The 21307-nt window shown below is 71.4% G+C and carries 19 protein-coding genes; 5 read left to right on the forward strand and 14 right to left on the reverse strand.

The annotated features are described in order from the left end of the window. Nucleotides 1-53: 53 nt before the first annotated feature. Entirely contained in the window at nt 54-263 is a 210-nt protein-coding gene (locus J5V16_RS06555; protein ID WP_208495283.1) for a hypothetical protein, read from the reverse strand. Nucleotides 264-477: 214 nt separating this feature from the next. On the opposite strand from J5V16_RS06555, the gene J5V16_RS06560 reads away from it, so the two are divergent. Continuing rightward, nucleotides 478-1707 carry a hypothetical protein gene (locus J5V16_RS06560; RefSeq protein WP_208495284.1) on the forward strand — a complete coding sequence of 410 codons (1230 nt, stop codon included), beginning with the start codon at nt 478-480 and terminating at the stop codon, nt 1705-1707. Between the two features lie 344 nt (nt 1708-2051). Next, complete coding sequence (locus tag J5V16_RS06565) at nt 2052-3326, forward strand: vanadium-dependent haloperoxidase (RefSeq protein ID WP_208495285.1); 1275 nt, start codon at nt 2052-2054, stop codon at nt 3324-3326. A 357-nt stretch (nt 3327-3683) separates the two neighbouring features. Here J5V16_RS06565 and J5V16_RS06570 read toward each other — a convergent pair whose 3' ends face one another. The 4 genes from J5V16_RS06570 to J5V16_RS06585 form a co-directional block, all read right to left on the reverse strand. Next, nucleotides 3684-4472, reverse strand: coding sequence for a phosphotransferase enzyme family protein (locus J5V16_RS06570; RefSeq protein WP_307792886.1), 789 nt, complete (start codon nt 4470-4472; stop codon nt 3684-3686). Nucleotides 4473-4512: 40 nt separating this feature from the next. Continuing rightward, a complete protein-coding gene (gene ftsY, locus J5V16_RS06575) occupies nt 4513-5673 on the reverse strand; it encodes a signal recognition particle-docking protein FtsY (protein WP_307792887.1) in 1161 nt (386 codons plus the stop codon). A 35-nt stretch (nt 5674-5708) separates the two neighbouring features. Then, a complete protein-coding gene (smc, locus tag J5V16_RS06580) occupies nt 5709-9254 on the reverse strand; it encodes a chromosome segregation protein SMC (RefSeq protein ID WP_208495286.1) in 3546 nt (1181 codons plus the stop codon). Nucleotides 9255-9452: 198 nt separating this feature from the next. Further along, the gene (locus tag J5V16_RS06585; protein WP_208495287.1) at nt 9453-9641 is read right to left on the reverse strand and encodes a hypothetical protein; all 189 of its coding nucleotides are present in this window, start codon (nt 9639-9641) and stop codon (nt 9453-9455) included. Nucleotides 9642-9988: 347 nt separating this feature from the next. Between J5V16_RS06585 and J5V16_RS06590 the strand changes: the two genes are divergently transcribed. The 3 genes from J5V16_RS06590 (at nt 9989) to mutM (ending at nt 12431) form a co-directional block, all read left to right on the forward strand. Then, entirely contained in the window at nt 9989-10729 is a 741-nt protein-coding gene (locus tag J5V16_RS06590) for a CAP domain-containing protein (RefSeq protein WP_208495288.1), read from the forward strand. A 173-nt stretch (nt 10730-10902) separates the two neighbouring features. Beyond that, nucleotides 10903-11526, forward strand: a complete 624-nt coding sequence (locus J5V16_RS06595; RefSeq protein WP_243900921.1) for a helix-turn-helix transcriptional regulator — start codon at nt 10903-10905, stop codon at nt 11524-11526. Nucleotides 11527-11567: 41 nt separating this feature from the next. Then, complete coding sequence (gene mutM / locus J5V16_RS06600; protein ID WP_208495290.1) at nt 11568-12431, forward strand: bifunctional DNA-formamidopyrimidine glycosylase/DNA-(apurinic or apyrimidinic site) lyase; 864 nt, start codon at nt 11568-11570, stop codon at nt 12429-12431. A 229-nt stretch (nt 12432-12660) separates the two neighbouring features. On the opposite strand, the gene rnc is transcribed toward mutM, so the two are convergent. The 9 genes from rnc to J5V16_RS06645 form a co-directional block, all read right to left on the reverse strand. After that, on the reverse strand, nt 12661-13377 hold the full coding sequence (gene rnc, locus J5V16_RS06605; protein WP_208495291.1) for a ribonuclease III: 717 nt from the start codon (nt 13375-13377) through the stop codon (nt 12661-12663). A gap of 12 nt (nt 13378-13389) precedes the next feature. After that, complete coding sequence (rpmF, locus tag J5V16_RS06610; RefSeq protein ID WP_208495292.1) at nt 13390-13563, reverse strand: 50S ribosomal protein L32; 174 nt, start codon at nt 13561-13563, stop codon at nt 13390-13392. A 33-nt stretch (nt 13564-13596) separates the two neighbouring features. After that, nucleotides 13597-14166 carry a YceD family protein gene (locus tag J5V16_RS06615; RefSeq protein ID WP_208495293.1) on the reverse strand — a complete coding sequence of 190 codons (570 nt, stop codon included), beginning with the start codon at nt 14164-14166 and terminating at the stop codon, nt 13597-13599. A 151-nt stretch (nt 14167-14317) separates the two neighbouring features. Continuing rightward, a complete protein-coding gene (locus tag J5V16_RS06620; protein ID WP_208495294.1) occupies nt 14318-14857 on the reverse strand; it encodes a hypothetical protein in 540 nt (179 codons plus the stop codon). Between the two features lie 35 nt (nt 14858-14892). Next, the gene (gene coaD / locus J5V16_RS06625) at nt 14893-15384 is read right to left on the reverse strand and encodes a pantetheine-phosphate adenylyltransferase (RefSeq protein WP_208495295.1); all 492 of its coding nucleotides are present in this window, start codon (nt 15382-15384) and stop codon (nt 14893-14895) included. Continuing rightward, entirely contained in the window at nt 15381-15938 is a 558-nt protein-coding gene (rsmD, locus tag J5V16_RS06630) for a 16S rRNA (guanine(966)-N(2))-methyltransferase RsmD (RefSeq protein WP_208495296.1), read from the reverse strand. Before rsmD ends, coaD begins: the two co-directional genes overlap by 4 nt. A 59-nt stretch (nt 15939-15997) precedes the next feature. Continuing rightward, nucleotides 15998-18190: an ATP-dependent DNA helicase RecG gene (gene recG, locus J5V16_RS06635; protein ID WP_208495297.1), complete on the reverse strand. Its 2193-nt coding sequence runs from the start codon at nt 18188-18190 to the stop codon at nt 15998-16000. Continuing rightward, entirely contained in the window at nt 18187-19815 is a 1629-nt protein-coding gene (locus J5V16_RS06640; protein ID WP_208495298.1) for a DAK2 domain-containing protein, read from the reverse strand. The genes recG and J5V16_RS06640 overlap by 4 nt, the downstream gene beginning before the upstream one ends. A gap of 118 nt (nt 19816-19933) precedes the next feature. Beyond that, the gene (locus J5V16_RS06645) at nt 19934-21121 is read right to left on the reverse strand and encodes a hypothetical protein (protein ID WP_208495299.1); all 1188 of its coding nucleotides are present in this window, start codon (nt 21119-21121) and stop codon (nt 19934-19936) included. Nucleotides 21122-21307: the final 186 nt, after the last annotated feature.

Consider the following 21307-nt stretch of genomic DNA (forward strand, 5'->3'; position numbering starts at 1 on the left):
CCATCTGGTCCGCCGCCCGTTGCAGTACGACGCTGTCCGACTCGAACCGGCGCTTAGCCGTTCTTGGTCGGGAGCTGGAACTTGCCGACCCCGCCCTTCGGCATCTGGGAGCGGACGCTGCCCTTCTTGTTGCCGATGGCCTTGTGGCCGGTCTTCTCGGCCTTCTTGCCGCGGGCGAGCGCACGGCGCTGCTCGCGGTTCAAGGGCTCTTCGACAGTGGTTTCTTCAGCGGCTTCTTCGGCCTTGGGAGCTTCGGCGGTCATACGCTTCCCCTTTTCGGGTAGAGAGTGAAGAGACGTGAGCGCGAAACGGAGTCAAACTCGACGTCTCGAGAACTTGGCACTCAGTCGTATTGGCGGCCTCATCGACGGAGGCGGCCGAATCTCTTCTAAAAGATCATGCCGCCCACTCTAGCGGCTGCGCGTCCCGGGCACAACGGGCTTTGCGACGCGCCGAGCGGTGACTACCCTCATACGCATGAGCCGGAACCCTCCCGCGAGCCTCCCGCGCGTGCGCACCGCCGCGCAGGACGCGATGCGCGGCGCCCGCTGGTGGACGCTCCTGGACCTCGAGCGCAACCTGCGGTCCGACACCGAGTTCTGGCGCGACCTCTGGGCGCCCTCGCTCGCCATCGCTGCCCACAAGGTCGGCCTCAAGGGCGCGCGCTCGCGCCTGGACGAGGCGATCGAGGCCGGGTTCCACCAGATCGACCTGTTCGAGCCCGAGCTCTCGGCCGCGTTCGGCACGGACCCGGACTGGAAGCAGGTGCTCGAGCGCGCCCGCGCGAACGTCCCCGAGCCGGCCCTGCGGATCACGGCCTGGCCCGAGCCCGGCCCGGCCGCGCCCCTGCGCCTCGACCGCCCCGAGCCCCACCGCGAACCGCAACTGCTGCCGCGCCTCCCGAAGCCCCTGCCGGGCGCATGGGACACCGCCAAGCGGCTCCTGGGGTGGACGGCGGGACTGTGGCGGCACGCCAACACCCGCATCAACGCCGGCGACGCGCTCGATGTGCTCGAGCAGGTCGCGAACGGCGCCCGCTACTCGTGTGTCGAGTACTCGATCGTGCTCGCCCAGGGGCTCAACGTGCTCCGCGTCCCGGCCCGCCGCGTGTGGCTGCGGCGCGGGGACTACCACGACGGCGTGGGTCAGGGCCATGCCGTCGCCGAGGCCTGGATCGACGACCTCGACCAGTGGGTGCTCCTCGACGGGCAGCACGGCGCGTACTGGGCCGACGAGGACGGCCGGCCGCTGAGCCTGCCCGAACTCCAGGCGCGCGAACGCCCCGCGCGGCCGGTGCACGTCGGACCGCGCGCGCTGATGAAGGACCCGGGACTGTGGGCGGCGTACTTCCAGCACGCCTCGGTCACCGGGATCGCTTGGGAGCCCGAGGGTTTCGTGCCGGTGTTCCAGGACGGCCAGGTCCTCGCGACCGAACGGCTCGTCCGCGACAGCAGCGAGGCCTACCCGCGCCTCTCCGACCTCGCCATCGGCGTCACCGGCCTCGGCGGCTCCCCGGCTGTCGAGCTGAAGCCGGTGCACCCGTATGCGATCGGCGGCACCTGGAACGGCGAGGTCATCGCCGCACACGGACGCCAGCGCTTCGCCCAGGCCCTCGACCGCGAACCGGGCGAGCACAAAGCGGCGATCGCCGCCCTGACACCCTACGGCCCCTTGGCCTCCCGAGAGCTGCGCTGGACCGCCGCCTAGCGGCCGGCCGCCCGAGACAGCGCCGCCGAAATCTCCTTCGATTATTCCTAGTCTTATAGTAGGAATACTGCTACGCTCGAATCATGAAGCCCGCCAACGTCCTCGCACAGCGGCGCGAAGTCGACCAGATGCGCGTCGCCAGCGCCCTCTGTCGCTGACTCCCCGCCGGCTCGCGCGCCGCTCCTCCCTGCGGCGCCGATCCGAGTCGGCCCCCACTTCCGTCCTCCGGTCCGCCGCCGCTCCCGGCCGCATCCGACCGACCCGTTCGGCCGCTCGGCTTCGCCCTGCCCACCGACGGTTCCCGTCCGCACCTGCTTCCATCCCACCGCACCGCAAGGAGCGTCATGTCCTCCAACACCTCCCTTTCCCGCCGCGCCGTCATCGCCGCCGCACCGGTCGCCGCCGCCGGCATCGCGGTCGGCACCGCGTCCCCGGCCGCCGCGACGACTGCCACCGGCCCGTCGGCCGCCGCGCTGAGCTGGTTCGACACCACCGACGCCACGGTCACCGCCGTGCCCTCCCCGGTCCAGGTCGCCAACAGCCGCACCTGGGCCATCGCGTGGCTCGCCGCGGCGCGCGCCGTGCGCCGCGTGCCGAACGGCGTCCACGCGGGGCACTACCGCGAGGCCGCGCTGGCCTCGGCGGTGCACCGCGCGCTCGCGGCCATCACGCCGTCTCGCGTCACCGAACTCGATGCGGCGCTTGAGGAAGCGCTCGCACTCGTCCCTGACGGCAAGGCCAAGCGCAAAGGCGTTCTGGCCGGTCGCGACCGGGCCGACGCGCTGCTGGCCGAGCGCGAGGGCGACGGTCTCGACCCGGCATCGGTGAGCCCGCCCTTCACGGTCCCGCCCGCCGCGCCGGGCGTGTGGCAGCCGACTCCGACCGGCTACGCCCCAGCGGCGCAGGCGGGGACGCGCTTCGCCGCGCCGTTCGCGCTCGACAGCGCCGACCAGTTCCGCCTGCAGGCGCCGCCCGCGCTCGGCTCGGAGGCCTACCGGGCGGACCTGGCGGAGCTGTACGAGTTCGGCGGGCTGGCCAGCACGTCGCGCACGCAGGCGCAGACCGACACCGCGCAGTTCTGGTACGGCAGCTCCTTCGTGCTGTACACGCCGGTGCTGCGGGCGGCGCTCGAGCACCACACGGGGTCGCTGCGCGACCAGGTGGAACTGGTCGCGCTGTTCCACGTCGCGTCGGTGGACACGCAGATCGCCACGTCGGACTCGAAGTACGCGCACTTCCGGTGGCGTCCGGTCACCGCGATCGCCGGGCCGGTGGACGACGGCGACCCGCGGACCGTGCCCGACCCGGACTGGGCGCCACTGCACAACACGCCCGCGCACCCGGACTACCCGAGCGGCCACACCACGTACTCGGGTTCGGCCGAGGAGGTCCTGACGCAGCTGGTCGGCGACGGACCCGGTGCGGCGTACACGATCCCGAGCCCGAGCGCGCCCGGCGCGACCCGCACCTACACGACCTGGCACCCGCTCACGACCGAGAACGTCGACGCGCGCGTGTGGTCGGGCATCCACTCCCGCTCCGCGGACCTCGCGGGCGTGGAGCTGAGCACCGCCGTGGCCTCGTACGTGCTGAGCCGCGCGGGCGACCTGCTCGCCTGAGTCTTCGCTCCTGAAGAGGACGCCCCGGTCGACGCGCAGACGGCCGGGGCGTCCTGTTGCCCTGTACTGCGCGCCGATCGGATCGAACCGCCCACTGAACGTGATATTGACATTTGCCTATGTATTGACAGGCAAGCGCTCGCCCGGTAGGTTTGCTTTCACTTCCCTCAAAACCATCAGGAAGCCGCACTTGGCGGCGCTCACCAGATCTGCGAACGGCGACCGAACCCTTCCGTCGTCGTCTGGGAGCGCTCCACCGCGCGGTTCGCTTGGCCCCCGAGGCCTTGCAGCACAGGCGAAGACCCCCCGGCCCCCGGCTCGTCGGCGGGTCTTCGCCGCGCCAGGGCCCGGAACGGCCTAGCGCAGCGCCTCGTCCAGGATGTACCGCTCGGCGTCCAGCAGCCGCAGGTCCCGCGCGGGGCGGCGCAGGTGTCCCTTCTCGACGATCCGCTCGAACGCGGGGTCGCCCGCCTGGGCCATCCGCCGGATGCCCTCGATGTGGTCCACGATCCGCTTGCGGATCACCTTGATGAACCGCTGCCGGTCGCGGTCGGAGAGGCCGTACGCGTCCGCGAACATCCGCAGCCGCCGCGCCCGGTCGGGCTTCTTCCAGCCCAGCGTGATCGAGTCCCGGTCGGTGAAGATCGGCACCCAGGTCCAGGCCGCGTACGCGACGTCGTAGATCCGCGCGCCCGGGCTCGCCAGGTCGAAGTCGATGAGCGAGAGGGTCCCGTCCGGCCGCCACACCACGTTGTGCGGCGCGGCGTCGTGGTGGCAGATGACCTCGGTGTCCGGCGGCGGCGGCCCGAAGGACCGCCAGGTCGCGCCCTGCGGCGGGCGGAAGCCGTACTGCGCGTCGTGGAACATCCGCAGCATCTTCGCGACGGCGGCCATGGTCTCGTCGGTCGTCCAGTGCGGCGCCAGCGGGTACTTGCCCGGCTCGCCCTCGACGAACGACAGCACCTCCCGGGCGTGCTCGTCGATGCCGAGCACCCGCGGCGCGCCGGTGAAACCGGCCCCGTCGAGGTGCCGCAGCAACGCGTGCACCGCAGGCGTCCAGGGTCCCGTGTTCCGGCGGACGGTGTCGCCCAGCCGGACGACCGTGCTCGTGTTGCCGCCGATCAGCGGAATCTCGTCTTGGCTCACCGGTCCCCGCAGTGCCTGCCGTGGTCGTTGAAAAGGGGCGTCAGGACTCGTCGCCGGCGCTGCCGTCGACAATGGCGTCGACGAACGCTCCGACTTCGAACGGGGCCAGGTCGTCCGGCCCCTCCCCGAGTCCGACCAGCTTAACCGGTACCCCCAACTGCCGCTGAACCGCGATCACGATCCCGCCCTTGGCGCTGCCGTCGAGTTTGGTGAGCACGATGCCGGTGACGTCGCAGACCTCGCCGAAGACCTTCGCCTGCTGCAGACCGTTCTGCCCGGTCGTGGCGTCGAGCACGAGCAGGGTCTCGGCGACCGGGCCCTGCTTCTCGATGACCCGCTTGACCTTCCCGAGCTCGTCCATCAGCCCGGCCTTGTTCTGGAGCCGCCCCGCGGTGTCCACCAGGACGACGTCGGCGCCCTCCTCGGCCCCGGCCCTCACCGCGTCGAACGCGACCGAGGCGGGGTCGGCGCCCTCGCCGCGGCGCACCACCTTCGCGCCCACGCGAGAGCCCCAGGTCTCGAGCTGCTCGGCGGCGGCCGCGCGGAACGTGTCCGCCGCGCCCATGAGCACCGTCTGGCCCTCGGCGATGAGCACGCGGGCGACGCGGCCGCACGTCGTGGTCTTGCCGGAGCCGTTGACCCCGACCATCATGATCACGGCCGGGCCCTCGCCCGACGGCGAGACCGTCGCGATCGAGCGGTCGAGCTCCGGCTCCAGGACGGCGGTCAGCTCGGCCTTCAGCAGGCGCCGCAGCTCCTCGGGGTCGCGGGTGCCGAGGACCTTCACGCGCTCGCGCAGCCGCTCGACCACCGCGGTCGTGTCCGCGATGCCGACGTCGGCGGTCAGCAGGGTCTCCTCGACCTCGTCCCACACGTCGTCGTCGAGCTTGTCGCTCGCCAGCAGCGCCAGCAGGCCCTTCCCGAGCGCGTTGTTCGAACGGGCCAGACGCGAGCGCAGCCGCACCAGGCGGCCCTCGACCGGCTCGGGCTTCTCGATGGCAGGAGCGGCCGGCTTCGGGGTCTCCGCCTCCGGCTCAGCCTCCTTGGGGGCCTCGACCTGCGGTTCCTCGTCGGGAGCCTCGACTTGCGGCGCCTTCGAGCGGGACGCGCGAACGCCGAACGCGATGCCGACCGCCGCAGCGATCACGACGACGGCCGCGACCAGCCAGATCCACAGGTTGTCCACAGGAAAGTCCTCCACAGGTTCGAGTGCACGACCACTGTACTGGGGCGCGCTCAGTCCTCTTCGCGGGAGAACTTCTGGCTGATGACCTGCGTGACACCCGCGCGCATCGTCACGCCGTACAGCGCGTCGCCGATCTCCATCGTGCGCTTCTGGTGCGTGATGATGAGCAGCTGCGAGTTCTCTTGCAGCTGCCGCAGCAGGTCGAGCAGGCGGCCCAGGTTCACGTCGTCGAGCGCCGCCTCCACCTCGTCCATCAGGTAGAACGGGCTGGGGCGGGCGCGGAAGATCGCCACCAGCAGCGCCAGCGCGGTCAGCGACCGCTCGCCGCCCGAGAGCAGCGAGAGCCGCTTGACCTTCTTGCCGGGCGGGCGGGCCTCGACCTCGACACCGGTGCGCAGCAGGTCGTCGGGGTCGGTGAGCAGGATGCGGCCCTCGCCGCCGGGGAAGACGGTCTGGAAGACCATCTCGAACTCGCGGGCGGTGTCGGCGAAGGCCTCCGCGAAGACCTGCTGGATGCGGTCGTCCACTTCCTTGACGACCGTGGTGAGGTCGGCGCGGGTCTTCTTGACGTCCTCGAGCTGCTCATTGAGGAACTTGTACCGCTCCTCGAGGGCCGCGAACTCCTCGAGCGCGAGCGGGTTGACCTTGCCGAGGAGCTTGAGCTCGCGCTCGCCGCGGGCGGCGCGCTTCTCCATGGTGGCGCGGTCGAACTCGTACGGCTCGGGCTCGGGCCTGCCCTTCTCGAGGGCGGCGTTGACCTCTTCGGCGCTGGGCGGCACGGGCTGGTCGGGGCCGTACTCGGCGAGCAGGGTCTCGATGTCGACGCCGAACTCGGCGCCGGCCTTCTCCTCGAGCTGCTCGATGCGCAGGCGCTGCTCGGCGCGGGCGACCTCGTCGCGGTGCGCGGCGGAGGTGATTCGCTCGAGTTCGGCGGCGGTGGCCGCGGCGCGGGTGCGAAGGTCGGCGAGGGCGGCTTCGCGGCGGGCCTGCTCGGCGCCGATGCGGTCGCGTTCGATCGCCGCGGCCTCGAGGGAGTCGGTGAGCTGGACGCCGGCGTCCCCGGCGGCTTCGGCGACGAGCGCGGCCACTTTGGCGCCGCGGGCGCGGGCGGCCCGGCGGGCTTCGGCGCGGGCGCGGGCAGCGCGTTCGGACTGGGCCTGGCGGGCGAGCGCGTCGGCGCGGCCGGCCAGCGCTGAGGCGCGCTCTTCGGCGGTGCGGACGGAGAGGCGGGTCTCCATCTCGTTCTGGCGGGCGGCGTCGAGGGCCCGGGAGAGGACGTCACGCTCGTCGGTCGAGGGCTCTTCGATCTCGGGGAGCGCTTCGAGCGCTTCGAGTTGCGATTCGAGGCCTTCGAGGCCGGCGGTGTCGGTCTCGCGGGCGGCCTGGGCGCGGTCCTTGGCCTGCTGGAGGCGGGCGACCTCGGCTTCGGCGCTGCGGGCGGCGGCGCCGAGTTCGGCGAGGCGGCGGGCGACGACGGAGTGGGCGGCCTCGGCCTGGCGCTGCGCGGTGCGCACGGCTTCGGCGGCGGCTTCGGCTTCGGCGTGGGCTTCGCGGGCGGCCTCGAGCTGCTCGCCCAGTTGGGCGGCGGTGGATTCGGCGCCGAGCTTGCGGTCGCGGGCCTCGTCGACGGCGGCCTGGATCTCGATGTAGGACTGGGCCTTCGCGGAGCCACCGAAGGCTTCGGCCGCGCCGAGCACGTCGCCGTCGCGGGTGACGGCGGTGAGCTGCGGGTGGGCGTCCACAATGGCGCGGGCGGATGCGAGGTCGTCGGCGACGACCATCCCGGCGAGCACGGCGCGGACGGTGGAGGCGAGTTCGGCGGGGGCGGCGACGGTGTCGGCGACGGCCCTGCAGCCGGACGGGATGTCCATATGCGACTGCGCGCCGGCGACCAGGAACCCTGCTTGCCCCCCGTCCTCGTCGCGGAGGAACTGCATCGCCTGGGCGGCACTGGCGGGGTTGGCGACGGCGATGGCGTCGGCGAGGCGGCCGAGCGCGGCCGCGAGCACGGCCTCGTAGCCGGGCTCGACCGTGAGCAAGGCGGCGACCGACCCGAGCACACCCGGCACGGCGTCGGCGCGGGCGAGCAGTGCGGCGGCGCCGTCCTTGCGGCGCAGTCCGACGGCGAGGGCTTCTTCGCGCGCGGCCCACTGGGTGGCCTCGCGGTCGGCCTCGCGTTCGGCGGCCTGGAGCCGGTCCACTTCGGCCTTGGCGGCGGCGACGCGGGCCTTGGCCTCGGCGACGGCCTCGTCGAACTCGGCGTTCGACTCGACCGCTTCGTTCTCGGCCTCGGCTTCGGCGTGCGCCTCGGCGGCGGCTTCGGCGCGCTCGCGGGCCTCGGCGAGGGCGATGCTGGCGCGTTCGAGCTCTTCGGCCGCGGCGGCGGTGCGGGTCTGGAGCGAGTCGACGCGGCCGCGCAGTGTGGCGAGGGCTTCGCGGCGCTCGGCGGCGGCCTTCACGGCGGTGACGATACGCTGCTCGGCTTCGGCCAGCGCGGTCTCGGTCTCCTCGCGGGCCTCGACGGCGGAGGCGAGGCGTTCGGAGTCCTCGGCAATGGACTCGCGCAGTTCGACCTCCTGCTCGCGGATGCGCTCGGCCTCGGTCTCGAGGACGTCGGGGTCGCGTCCGGCGCGGTCGTCGCCGCTGTCCTCGGAGAGGTAGCGGCGGCGCTCGGCGGCGAGCTGCGCGGTCGAGCGGAGCCGCTCGGCGACGGCCTGGAGGCGGTACCAGGTCTCCTGGAGGCGGGCCAGGCGCGGCTTGTCGGCGGCGTGCGCGGCCTCGACCTCGCCCACTTGGGCGGCGAGGCGTTCGTGCTCGTCGGCGAGGACGGCCCTGCGCTCCTTGAGGGCCTCTTCGTCGGCGAGGTCTTTGGCGATGTTGCCGCGCAGGGAGGTGAGGTCGTCGGCGAGGAGGCGCAGGCGGGCCTCGCGCAGGTCCATCTGGATGGTCTGGGCGCGGCGGGCGAGTTCGGCCTGGCGGCCGAGGGGCTTGAGCTGGCGGCGCAGCTCGCCGGTGAGGTCGGCGAGGCGGTCGAGGTTGCCCTGCATGCCCTCGAGCTTGCGGAGGGCCTTCTCCTTGCGCTTGCGGTGCTTGAGGACGCCGGCGGCCTCTTCGATGAACGCGCGGCGGTCCTCGGGACGGGCGTGCAGATAGGAGTCGAGCTTGCCCTGGCCGACCAGGACGTGCATCTCGCGGCCGATGCCGGCGTCGGAGAGGAGGTCCTGCACGTCGAGGAGGCGGCAGCGGTCGCCGTTGATCTCGTATTCGCCCTCGCCGGAGCGGAACATGCGGCGGGTGATCGAGACTTCGGAGTAGTCGATGGGGATGGCGCCGTCGGAGTTGTCGATCGTGAGGGTGACCTCGGCGCGGCCGAGCGCGGGGCGGCCGGTGGTGCCCGCGAAGATGACGTCCTCCATCTTGCCGCCGCGCAGGGACTTCGCGCCCTGCTCGCCGAGGACCCAGGCGATGGCGTCGACGACATTGGACTTCCCGGAGCCGTTCGGGCCCACGACGCAGGTGATGCCCGGTTCGAAGCGCAGGGTCGTGGCCGAGGCGAAGGACTTGAAGCCCTTCAGCGTGAGGCTCTTCAGGTACAACGGTCGCTCCGGGCTGGTGTGCTGCGGTTCGGGTGCGGGACCGTCCCAGCCTACAAGGCGCGCGTCGGGGAGGGTGGCATATCAAAGGCCCCAAAGGGGACGAACCAGGGAGGGAGTGAGGGAAAGCGGTCCAGACATGACAATGCGCGCCGGCTGTCCCGCAGCAGGCGCGCTGATGTTTCGTTGTCGCGAGACGAACTAAGTCAACGCGGGCTCTTGCAGCCGCATCAACTCCTCGACATGATCGTGCTCGATCTCGTCCTCACGGGCCCGCATCTCGGCGAGCTCGGACTCGAGGTTGCGTACTCGCGCGCGTAGCTGGACCACTTCTTCGAGCAGGCGCTTGTTCGGAGCCTGGCCGAGGTGGCCGTAGAGGGCTTTCGCCATGGTTTCTCCTTGCGATCACGTCGGGTGGTGGCGTTGGCGTACGCACCACGAAAACGTCGCATTTGCTGAGTGAATTTTTTTAGCCGCTGGGGCCGATTGCCCCTAGCCGGACCAGTGGAGCACGGCTCGTGAACACTGGCCGTCTCCTGACATCATCCGCCTAATCGACGGTTCTCGTCAAGCTTTGCACATGCTTTGCCCACTGGATTCGACGGGGGTCACACCCGAGGGGGGTCCCTCACGCCTGCGCGCGCCCGATCGACGCGTGCGCGGCCCGCGAGAACCTGGTAGGGTCCCGCAAATCCGAATGATTTCCACGTAACCCCACGTGACGAGGCCGTACCCCCATGCGAAGACTCCAGGGCGGGCGCCACCGCGACCGCGCCGAACTCCGCCGCCGGATGCTCATGGTCATCCCCGCGGTCTTCGGCCTCACCGCGGGCGCGACGTCACTGTGGGCGCTCGGATCGCCACTCGACGGCATCGCCGCCTCCGACGCCGACCCCACCACCGCGGCGGTCGAGACTACCGGCGCCGAGGAGCCCGCCTCGCCTGGGGCCCAGGTGGAGGACGCGCCCGGCGAAGCGGGCATGCGCACGCAAGAGGCCGAGGAAGTCCCCACCACCGAGACGCCCGAGGAGACCTCCGCGGCACCGACCGAATCGGACGAGGGCGACTCCGGCGGCGGCGAGAACGAAGGCCCGACCGGCGAATACGCCGACGTCGAAGCCGCCGTGGCCGACCTCGTCGACCAGGAGCGGGCCGAAGCCGGCTGCGGCGCACTGGAACGCGACGACCGCCTCGACGCCGCCGCGCGCCTCCACGCCGAGGACATGGCCGCCCACGACTACTTCGACCACACCTCCCAGAACGGCCGCGGCCCCACCGAGCGCGCCGCCGCGCAGGGCTACGAAGGCGGCGTCGGCGAGAACATCGCCGCCGGCTACCCCGACGCCGCATCCGTCATGGAGGGCTGGATGAACTCCGAAGGTCACCGCGCCAACATCCTCAACTGCGACTACGACGTGCTCGGCGTCGGCGTCGCCGACCGCGACGGCACTCTCTACTGGGTCCAGAACTTCGGCTGAGGCGCCTGCATTATCGCAGGTGAAAGGCACTCGAACCTCTTACTGTCGTGCATCCGACTCAACGCTGGACGGGGCGATTACCAGCAGTCATGCTGGGGTGGCCGCCCGCTGAGGCGCGCATCTGGGGAGGCGACCGAAAATACCTGAAGGACGAGGTGCCAACCGTGCGTGTCATGCTGTACGACCCGAACCGGGTCTTCTCCGCCAGCATTCGACCCCTGCTCCACCGACGCGGTGACATCCCAGTCGAGGCCAGGACCGCGAAAGCGCTCGTGGCCGCGGATGCGCAGATCGACTGCTGCCTGGTCGCCCTCGAGGCGGTCTCCCGGAACCGGGTCCTGACCGACTGCAAGCGACCGGTCTTCCTCATCACCGACCGCGAGGACGGCTCCGTCCTCCGCAAAGCCGTCTCGGTCTCGGCCGCAGGCATAGCCAACACCCACATCATGCCCGGGGACCTGCTCGACGCGATCGACCGCGGCCTGCTCAGTCCGCCCTATTACGACCCGCAGCTGCTGCGCGCGGCCCTCCAGCCCGCTCCGCTCCTCGGCGAGCACGACGCGCTCGAACTCGCACACCACCTGACGCCCCGGGAGGACGACGTCCTGCGCCGCATCGTCCGCGGCGAGCCCACGGCCCAGATGGCCACCCAGATGGGCGTATCCGTGTCGACCGTCCGCTCGCACGTCCAGAACGTGCTCGGCAAGCTCGGCGTGAACTCCCGCCTCGCGGCCATCGCCTTCGCCATCAACTACGGCATCGACACGGTCCGGGAGCAGCACCCGCAGCTCAGCTGAGCCGCCGGGGCCGCGCGCGGCCGGGGGACCATACTTGAGGGGTGCCAGAGCTTCCCGAAGTAGAGACCGTCCGCCGCGGGGTCGACGAGGCCTTCCGAGGCGGACTCATCCGCGCCGCCGAGGTCTACAACCCCCGGACCGTGCGCCGCCACGTCACCGGCATCGACGACTTCCAGCTGAGCCTCAAGGGCCTGCAGGTGACCGGCAGCGGACGGCGCGGCAAGTTCATGTGGCTGACCCTCGCAGAACCGGTTGACGGCTCGCAAGCGTCGCCGCAGGGTGGCCGGGCGCTCGTGTGCCACCTGGGCATGAGCGGCCAGCTGCACGTCGTGACCGACGGCCGCGAGGCGCACAAGCACCTCCGCGGCCGCCTCAGGTTCGCCGACGAGCGCGAGCTGTGGTTCATCGACCAGCGCACCTTCGGGTACTGGGACCTCGCCGAACTCGAGGATGCGGTCCCGAAGACCATGGCGCACATCGCCCCCGACGTGTTCGAGGCCCAGTTCGACGCGACACTGGCGGCCGAGCGGCTGCTGCGCCGGACCATCGAGGTCAAGAAGGCCCTGCTCGACCAGACGTGGATCAGCGGCGTCGGCAACATCTACGCCGACGAGGCCCTGTGGCGGGCGCGGCTGCGCGGGCGACGGAGCGGCGACTCGCTCTCGAAGCGCAAGGCCCTCGAGCTGCTCGGGCATGTGAAGGACGTGCTCACCGAATCGCTGGCGGTCGGCGGCACCTCCTTCGACGAGCTGTACGTCGACGCCCGCGGCGAGGCTGGCTACTTCGCCCGCGAACTCGCCGTCTACGGCCGCGCCGGCCAACCGTGCAAGCGCTGCGGCACCGCGATCAAACGCGAGGTCATCGGCGACCGCTCGGCCCACTACTGCCCGAAATGCCAGCGCTAGCTCGCGCCCGCTCCCTGCCGCCATCACGGCCATCGCGTCATGCTTTCGGGTGACATTCCGGCCCGCAAGGCCGTTCGCGGCTCTTTCTTGTCGGACCGCCCCGGGAAGATCGCCCCATACGATCTTTCCCCTCCAGTGGTGGGTGGGGGCTGTGGACGGCCGAACGGCGACAACGCCGAAACGCGAGGGGCGGCACCGGAAACCGGTGCCGCCCCTCGCGATGCGAGCCTTAACGCTGTTTGACGCCCAAGCGCTCGGACAGCACTTGCCAAGCGAGCTTGGCGGCGATCTGCTCGGCGTCCTTCTTCGAACCGCCGGAGCCGTCGCCGAACTCCTCGCCCGCCACGACCGCCCAAGCGGTGAACTGCTTGGCGTGGTCGGGACCAGACTCGGTGATCCGGTACTCGGGCACGCCGAGACCGGAGTCGGCCGTCAGCTCCTGGAGGCTGGTCTTCCAGTCCAGGGCCGCGCCCTGGCCGGCCGCGGCCTCCATGAGCGGGTCGAAGAACCGGTGCACCACGACCTTGGCGGTCTCCACGCCGTACTGCAGGTAGACCGCGCCGAGCAGCGCTTCCACCGCGTCGGCGAGGATCGAGTTCTTGCCGCGCCCGCCCGAGGTCTCCTCGCCCTTGCCGAGCAGGAGGTACGGGCCGATGCCGCCCGCGCCCATGCGACGCGCCACACCGGCCAGCGCCTTCATGTTCACCACCGACGCGCGCAGGCGCGCGAGCTGCCCTTCGGGCAGGTCGGGGTGATCCTGGTAGAGCGCGGTGGTGACCACCAGGCTGAGCACGGAGTCCCCGAGGAACTCCAGGCGCTCATTGGTGGGCAGTCCGCCGTGCTCGTAGGCGTAGGACCGGTGCGTCAGGGCGAGACGCAGCAGTTCGGGGTCGATATCTCGAACCCCGAACACCGCTTCGAAATGTTGTACTGCCTTGTCGCCCATGCGCGGGAGGACTTAGGCCTCGAGGACCTGACGGCCCCTGTACGTGCCGCAGACCTCGCAGACCTGGTGGCCGCGCTTCTTGGCGTGGCACTGCGGGCACTCGACCAGCTGGACGGCGACAGCCTTCCACTGCGACCGACGGTGCCGGGTGTTGCTGCGCGACATACGACGCTTCGGAACAGCCACTTCAGAACTCCATACCTATACGCTTACGCTGTGCTATTTCGGTTCGCCGTCATTGTCGGCGAGCCGAAGCTTCTCCAAGCCCGCCCAACGGGGGTCCACGGTCTCGTGAACGTGGTCGTCGGGCAGTTCATCCCAGGGCACGCCGCATTCGGCGCACAATCCCGGGCAGTCAGGTCGGCACAGCGGGGTGACTGGCATCGCCAGCACCAGCGCGTCCCGGACCGCGGGCTCCAGATCGAGCAGGTCCCCCTCGAGCCGCATGATCTCGTCGGCCTCGGTGGTCGCTTCGGTGACGGAGCCTTCATAAGCGTACAGCTCCTGCACCTGGACGCTGAGAGCGTCCTGCACGGGTGCGAGGCACCTCGCACACTCGCCTTCGGCGACCGCCTCGACCTGGCCGCTGGCGAGCACGCCTTCGCTGACGCCGGTGAGGTGGATGTCGAGGTCGAGGACCGCGCCCTTGGGGACCGCGAACACGTCCTCGAGGCCGTAGGCCTCGGGGGCGGGGATCTCGCGCGCGATGTGCATCATCGTGCCCGCGCCACGCAGCTCCGCGGTGTCGAACACCAGCGGCGCGGCGGGATCCAGAGCGGTCTTGGTCATGGGTGTCTTGCGGTCCTTCGATAGGGAGGTGCGCCTCGATCGAGGCCGACCGGTAATGCTACATCAACGGCGGCACCGGCCCCAACCCAGGTAGCGGGCACCGTGACGCAGCTCAGGGCGCGCGGGCGCGCCGACCGTCTCCCGGGCGGTTCTAGAGCTGCGGCAGCGGCTTCTCCTCTTCGATGGGCTCCTGCGGCGAAGGCGCGAAGGTGCCGATCTCCCGGAGAGTGTGCATCTTGTCGCGGCCGCGCTCGACGCCCGAGAGGGCGCGGTGCAGGAACTGCTCGAAGTTCGCGAGCGTGGTGTCGACGTACTCGTCGACCTCGTCGCGCAGGCGCTGGGCCTCGCCGCGGGCCTCCGCGATGATGCGGTTGCCCTCGTGCTCGGCGGAGACGGTGATCTCGTGGCGGGAGACGAGCCGCGCGTGCTCGGTCTCGCCCTCGGTGATGATCCGCTCGGCCTCGCGCTCGCCGGCGTCGATGATCTTGTCGCGCTCCTGGAGCATGGCCTCGGCGCGGCGGAGGTCGCCGGGGAGTTCGTTCTGGAGCTCTTCGAGCATGGCGATCATCTCGGCCCGGTCCACTTTGCAGGCCCGAGACATGGGCACGGCCTTGGCCTGCTCCACGTAGGCGATGATCTCTTCGATCCGGTCGAGCGCACCCACCGATTTGCTCCCGTCGATGTCTGTCATGGGGACATTGTCCCGGATGAGGGTGGAAAGTGTGGCTATTCCTGTCGCAAGCGCTCGATAAGTCGCGATTGGACGATTTCAGGGACGTGCGATGAGACGTCGCCGCCCCATTTCGTAACGTCCTTGACCATCGAGGACGACAGGAAGGAGTAGAGGGGGTTGGTCGGGATGAAGACCGTCTCGATCCCCGCCAACCCGTAGTTCATCTGGGCCATCTGAAGTTCGTAGTCGAAGTCGGAGGCCGCGCGCACGCCTCGGACGAGCACCCCGGCGCCGTGCTCCTTGCAGAAGTCGACGACGAGTCCCTGGAAGGACGCGATGCGGACATTGGGAATGTCCGCGGTGGTCTCGCGAAGGAGCTCCACCCGTTCCTCGACGCTGAAGAGCGCGTTCTTGGAGGCGTTGTGGAAGACCGCGACCCAGACTTCATCGTACAGCTGGGCGGCGCGTCCGAAGATGTCGAGATGACCGTAGGTCACCGGATCGAATGACCCGGAGCAGGCGGCGATTCGGGCTTCAGGTTTCACAGGGCGTGACCGTAGCAAAGGGCCGTCGTGCCGTAACGGCGGACGCGGTCTTCTGCGATCTCGCGCGGCCACGGGACGGAGGCGTCCTTCCCGCCGCGTTCGACCACCACGTCGGCGTCCTCGGCGAGCCAGCCGTATCCGACCAGCGCTTCCAGCACTTCCGCGATGGCGTGGTCGGTGACGGCGTACGGCGGGTCGGCGAAGACGATGTCGTACGGCTCGCTCGGGGCGGTCTGCAGGGCCTTCTCGACAGGGGCGCAGATCACGTCCGCGCCGGTGACGCCGAGATCGGCGATGTTCTTGCGCAGGAGCTTCGCGGTGAGCGCGTGCGACTCGACGAACAGCGCCGCGGAGGCGCCGCGCGAGAGCGCTTCGAGCCCGACCGCGCCGGACCCGGCGTAGAGGTCGGCGAATCGCAGTCCGTCGAGGTCGCCGCCGGGGGCGAGCGAGTTGAACAGCGCTTCGCGGACCCGGTCGGAGGTCGGCCGGGTGCGGTCCCCCGGGGGCGTGGCGAGGCGGCGGCCCTTGAAGCTGCCGGCGATGATCCTAGTCATTTGCCCCAACAATAATCGGCCCCAGCGCAACCCGCAGCCTGCCGGTCCCCGGCCGGCTCTCAGCCCTTCTCCAGGAACTCGCCGCGGTCGGCCGCGAGGTCGTCGACGAGTTCGGCCAGGCCCGGTTCGCCCTTGAGCTGCGGGTCCGCGGCGATGAGCGCGGTCGCTTCGGCGCGGGCCGCCTCGATGATGTCCGCGTCCTTGAGCAGCGACAAGAGCTTCACGTGCGACTTCATGCCCGACTGGGCCGCGCCGAGCACGTCGCCTTCGCGGCGCTGCTCCAGGTCGAGCTCGGCCAGCGCGAACCCGTCGGTGGTGGAGGCGACGGCGTCGAGGCGTTCACGCGACGACGTGCCCTCGGCGGCTTCGCTCACGAGCAGGCACAGGCCCGGGTGGGCGCCGCGGCCGACGCGGCCGCGGAGCTGGTGGAGCTGGGAGATGCCGAAGCGTTCGGCGTCGAGCACGACCATCGCGGTCGCGTTGGGCACGTTGACGCCCACTTCGATGACCGTGGTCGCCACGAGCACGTCGATCTCGCCCGCCGCGTAGGCGCGCATCACACGGTCCTTCTCGTCGGCGTCGAGGCGGCCGTGCAGCAGGCCGAGGCTGAGGCCCTGGAGCGGGCCGCCGCGCAGGTACTCGATCACGTCGACGACCGCGAGCGGCGGGCGCTTGTCTCCGTTGCCGCCGTTGTCTTCGGCGTCTTCTCCCCCGACGCGGGGACAGACGACGTAGGCCTGGCGCCCCGCGGCGACCTCCTCGCGGACGCGGTTCCAGGTGCGGGTCATCCACCGCTGGTCCGTATAGGGCACCACATGCGTGGCGATGGGTGTGCGGCCGGCCGGAAGCTCGGTGAGGCGACTGGTCTCGAGGTCGCCGTAGACGGTCATGGCGACGGTGCGCGGGATCGGCGTGGCGGTCATGACGAGCGTGTGCGGGGTGCGCTTCGCCTTGGCGCGCAAAGCATCCCGCTGCTCGACGCCGAAGCGGTGCTGCTCGTCGACGACGACGAAGCCGAGGTCGGCGAAGTCGACGCCGTCGTAGAGGAGGGCGTGCGTGCCGATGACGATCCCGGCCGCGTTGGTCTTGACCTCGTCGAGCACGGTGCGGCGCTGCGCGGCGGTCGCGGATCCGGTGAGGAGGGCGACGCGGGTCGCCTCCGGAGGGGCGCCGAGCTCGCCGCCTTGAGCGAGGTCGCCGAGCATGTCGACGATCGACCGGTGGTGCTGGGCGGCGAGGACTTCGGTGGGGGCGAGGAGCGCGGCCTGGCCGCCGTGGGCGACGACCTGGAGCATGGCGCGCAGGGCGACGAGAGTCTTGCCGGAGCCGACGTCGCCTTGGAGGAGCCGGTGCATGGGGTGCTCGCCGGCGAGTTCGGCGGCGATCTCGTCGCCGACCTGGCGCTGGCCCTCGGTGAGCGCGAAGGGGAGCCGCGCGTCGAAGGCGTCGAGGAGAGCGCCGCCGCGCGCGTAGGCGGTGGCGGCGTCCCCTGCGGCTTCGGCTTTGCGGCGCACGAGCACGGCCTGCATGACCAGGGCCTCTTGCCATTTGAGGCGCTTCTTGGCCGCGCCGAGGGCCTCATGGGACTCGGGGCGGTGGATCTGGCGCAGCGCAGTGCCGTAGCCGAGGAGCTTCAGATCCTCGCGCAGGGCGCGCGGGAACGGGTCGGGCGGGGTCGGGACCAGGTCGAGGACGGTGTGGATGGCCTTGGCGATGTTCCAGGACGGGAGCTCGGCCGTGGCGGGGTAGACGGGGATGAGGGTTCCGGCGAACTCCTGGATGGCGCTGCCGGGGTCGGCGGCGTCCTCGGCGAGGAGCTGGTACTGCGGCGAGTTGAGCTGGAGGCGGCCGCGGAACTGGGCGACCTTGCCCGCGAAGAGGCCCCAGCGTCCGGCGACGAGTTCCTTGGCGCGCCAGGCCTGGTTGAAGAACGTGAGGGTGAGGGTGCGCCCGGCCTCGTCGGCGACGATCACTTCGAGGAGGTCGCGGGGCTTGCCGCCGGGCCTGGCGCCGCGCCCGCGTCCTTTGGGGACGAAGGATTTCTGGACGGCGGCGCGCACCTGCGCGGCGACGGTGACGTCCTCGCCGATCTCGAGCGCGCCGAGGTCGGTGCGCTCGCCGCGCTGGGCGTAGCGGAAGGGGTAGTGGCCGATGAGGTCCCCGACGGTCTCGAGGCCGAGGCCGTCCTTGAGCGCTTCCCAGGTCTTCTTGCCCAGGACCTCGCGCAGCCGGGTGTCCAGCCCAATGGTCATTCGGCTCCTAGCAGCAGCAGCGGTTCGTCGTCTCCGGCGGGCAGCTGCTGGATCTCCACCAGCGGCCACGCCTCCCGGACATGATCGCTCAAGGCTGTGACAATTCCGGCGTTCGAACCGGCGCCGGGCAGGACGGTGAGGAGTTCGGCGCCGTCGGCGCAGAGGCGATCGGCGAGGTCGCGGGCGGCCTCGACCGGGTCGGTCGCCGCGTTCTTGACGAGGTCGCGGATGACGACGGCGAAGCCCTTGTCGCCCTTGCGGACTTCGCCCATGCGGCAGGCCTTGACCGCCTCGGCCATGGCGGTGACGTCGTCGTCGAACTCCCGCTCGGGATCGTGGACGGCGACGGCGGCGGCCGCTTGGACGACGGTCGCGGCGGGGATCGAGGCGGCCTGGCGGCCTTCGTTCCGGGCGGACTCGACGGCGCGGTGGACGGCGCGGTCGGCGTCGGGGCCGGTGAGCACGACGACGCTCGCGGCGCCGCCGTCGAACGCGGCGGCGAGCTCGGCGCCGACGGTCGCGGCGGTCGCCGTTCGGCAGCCCTCGCCCTGCAGGAAGGCGCGCATGCTCGCGGCCGCGGTGATGACGACGAGCGCGCGTTCCGGCTCCTCGGCGACCGGGGGCGAGTGGTGGCGCGCGGGGACGGCGTGCATGCGGGCGCTCGCGTGGTGTCCGCCGAGGGTGTCGTCGAAGCGGGTCACGGAGATGCGGTGGACGCGGCCGCGCTCGATCCCGGCCTCGATGGCCGCGCCGATGTCGTTGACGTGCACGTGGACGTTGAACGTGGTGACGTCCTTGGCGGCGCGCGAGCCGATGATGACCACCGAGTCGCCGAGCGCGGTGAGGCGGTGGCGCAGGTCGGCGGCGGCCGCCGCGTTCGCCTCGAGGAGGTACTGGACCTCGTAGCCGTAGACCTCCGAGCCGGTCTCTCGCGGGACCTCCTCGACTTCGGAGACGGTGCGCACGCGGTGGCGTTCGAGGAGGTCGAGCGCGCCGGTCGAGACCGAGCCGGTGAGCGTCTCGACGAGCGCTTCGAGGATCACGGTGAGCGCGAGCCCCCCGGCGTCCACAACCCCGGCGCGGGCGAGCGCCGGCAGCTGCCCGGGAGTGGCCGCGACGGCTTCCGAGGCGGCCTCGGCGGCCGCGCGAGAGGCCGAGACGAGGCCGAACGGCGCGGCCTTCCCGGCGGCCGAGGCCGCGGCCTCGGCGACGGTCAGGATGGTCCCGGCGGTGGGGACGGCGACGGCCGCGGTGGCGGCGTCGGTCGCGGCGCGCAGCCCGGCGGCGAAGCCCTTGGCGTCGATCTCGTCGCTGTTCCAGACGTCGGCGAGGCCGCGGAGCATCTGGGCGAGGATCACGCCGGAGTTGCCGCGGGCCGAGAGGAGCGCGCGCCCGGCGGCCTCGTCGAGGAGCGGTTCGAGGGCGAGCCCGGGCGTGCCGCCCTGGAACGCGGCCTGCAGGGTCGCGACCATGTTCGTGGCCGTGTCGGAGTCGGCGACGGGGAAGACGTTGAGCTCGTCGACGCTGCGCCGGTGGCGGGTCAGCGTGTCGATGGCGCGTGCGGCCCACTCGCGCATGATGTCGGCGTCGAGAAGCTGTCGTCCGGTTTCAGGGATTTCCACCACGGGCTCAGAGGATACGCCCTCGCGGGGCCGTTGCGGGGGTTCGGACGCCGGAAAAGGGACCGGCCCGCGCGCTCTCGCGCGCGGGCCGGTCGATGCCTTGGCGTGTCGGAGCCTCGGGCTATGAGCCGAAACTGAGGCTGCCGCGGGCCGCCTCCAGGGCCTCGACCTGGTCGGCGGAGGCCGACCCGGCGAAGCCGACGTAGCCGTCCCCGTTCTCGATGATCGCGGTCATCACCGTCAGGTCGCCGACCGTGAAGGTGCTGAACTGCGCCGAGCGGGCGTCGACCCGGTACTGGACGATCTGGGCGCCTTCGGCGGCGCCGCCGGCCCAGGTCGCGGCCAGGTTCTGCAGGTTGGTGGCGATGTCGGGCAGCGGCACGTCGGGGCCGGCGCCGATCGCGGCCGGGTCGAGCGCGCCGAAGAACACCGTCGGGCCGGAGCCGCCCAGGACGAGGCCGGTCGGCGTCGTGAACCCGCCGGGCGGGTTGGCCGCCTCGGTGGAGCCTTCGGCGGCGAGGATGCTCAGTCCGGAGGCCTCGTCGGCGACGACGTTCCCGGCGGTCGGGTCGGGCGACTGGCTCTCGACGGCCTGGCTGCTCTCGATCGTGCCTTCGGTCCCGTTGCCGTTGTCGAGCGGGTTGAAGAGGATGAAGCCGCCGACGCCGAGAGCCAGCGCGATGACCACGATCCCGGCGACGATGAGCCACATCGGGCCCTTGCCGCCCTTCTTCTTGTTCTTGCGCTGGATCGTGTCGGGCGCGCCCCACGGCTGTGCGCCGCCGCCCGAGACGGGCACGAGCTGGCCGCCCTGGGGGCCGAACTGGCCGCCGAACGGGGGCTGGCCGACCGGGGACGAGACGGGCATCCCCGAGACCGGCATGCCTGAGGCGGGGATCGACGACACGGGGGGCATCCCGGAGACCGGCATGCCCGAGACGGGCATGCCGCCGGAGGGCCCGAACGGGTCGGAGACCGAGGGCGGCGGCGGGGACGCCTGGAACGGCTGCTGCGGCTGCGGGGGCATGCCCTGGAAGGCCTGCTGCTGCGGCGCGTCGAACGGGGAGACGGGGACTCCCGGGGGCGGGCCGTACTGCTGGGGCGGCGGCTGGCCGGGTCCGCCGACGTACTTGACGGTCCCGTCCTCTTCGACCGGGACGCCCTGCCGGCCCGACTGCGCCATGCGCTGACTCTCCGGCGACCAGGGCGCCTGCTCCTCCTGCGGAGGCTGCTCGTTCGGTCGGTACACCGGGGGCTGTTGCTGCGGCGGCTGCCAGCCGTCGGCAGGCTGCTGCGGGGTGTGGCTCATGTTCGACTCACCAAAGAAGATATGGGCATCGGCACATCATGTGTATGCGGCCAGCCTACGGGATCTGAACCCATCCTAGAGTCACCAACGGTAGCCGACCGCGGCAGCCGCCACAGCGCAGCGCCGCCGCGGATCGTCCTGGGAGGACCGACGAACCGACGCGATCCGGGCTTGGGTCCGATTGCG

It is taken from the genome of Glycomyces niveus, from assembly GCF_017592475.1.
GTDB lineage: Bacteria > Actinomycetota > Actinomycetes > Mycobacteriales > Micromonosporaceae > Glycomyces > Glycomyces niveus.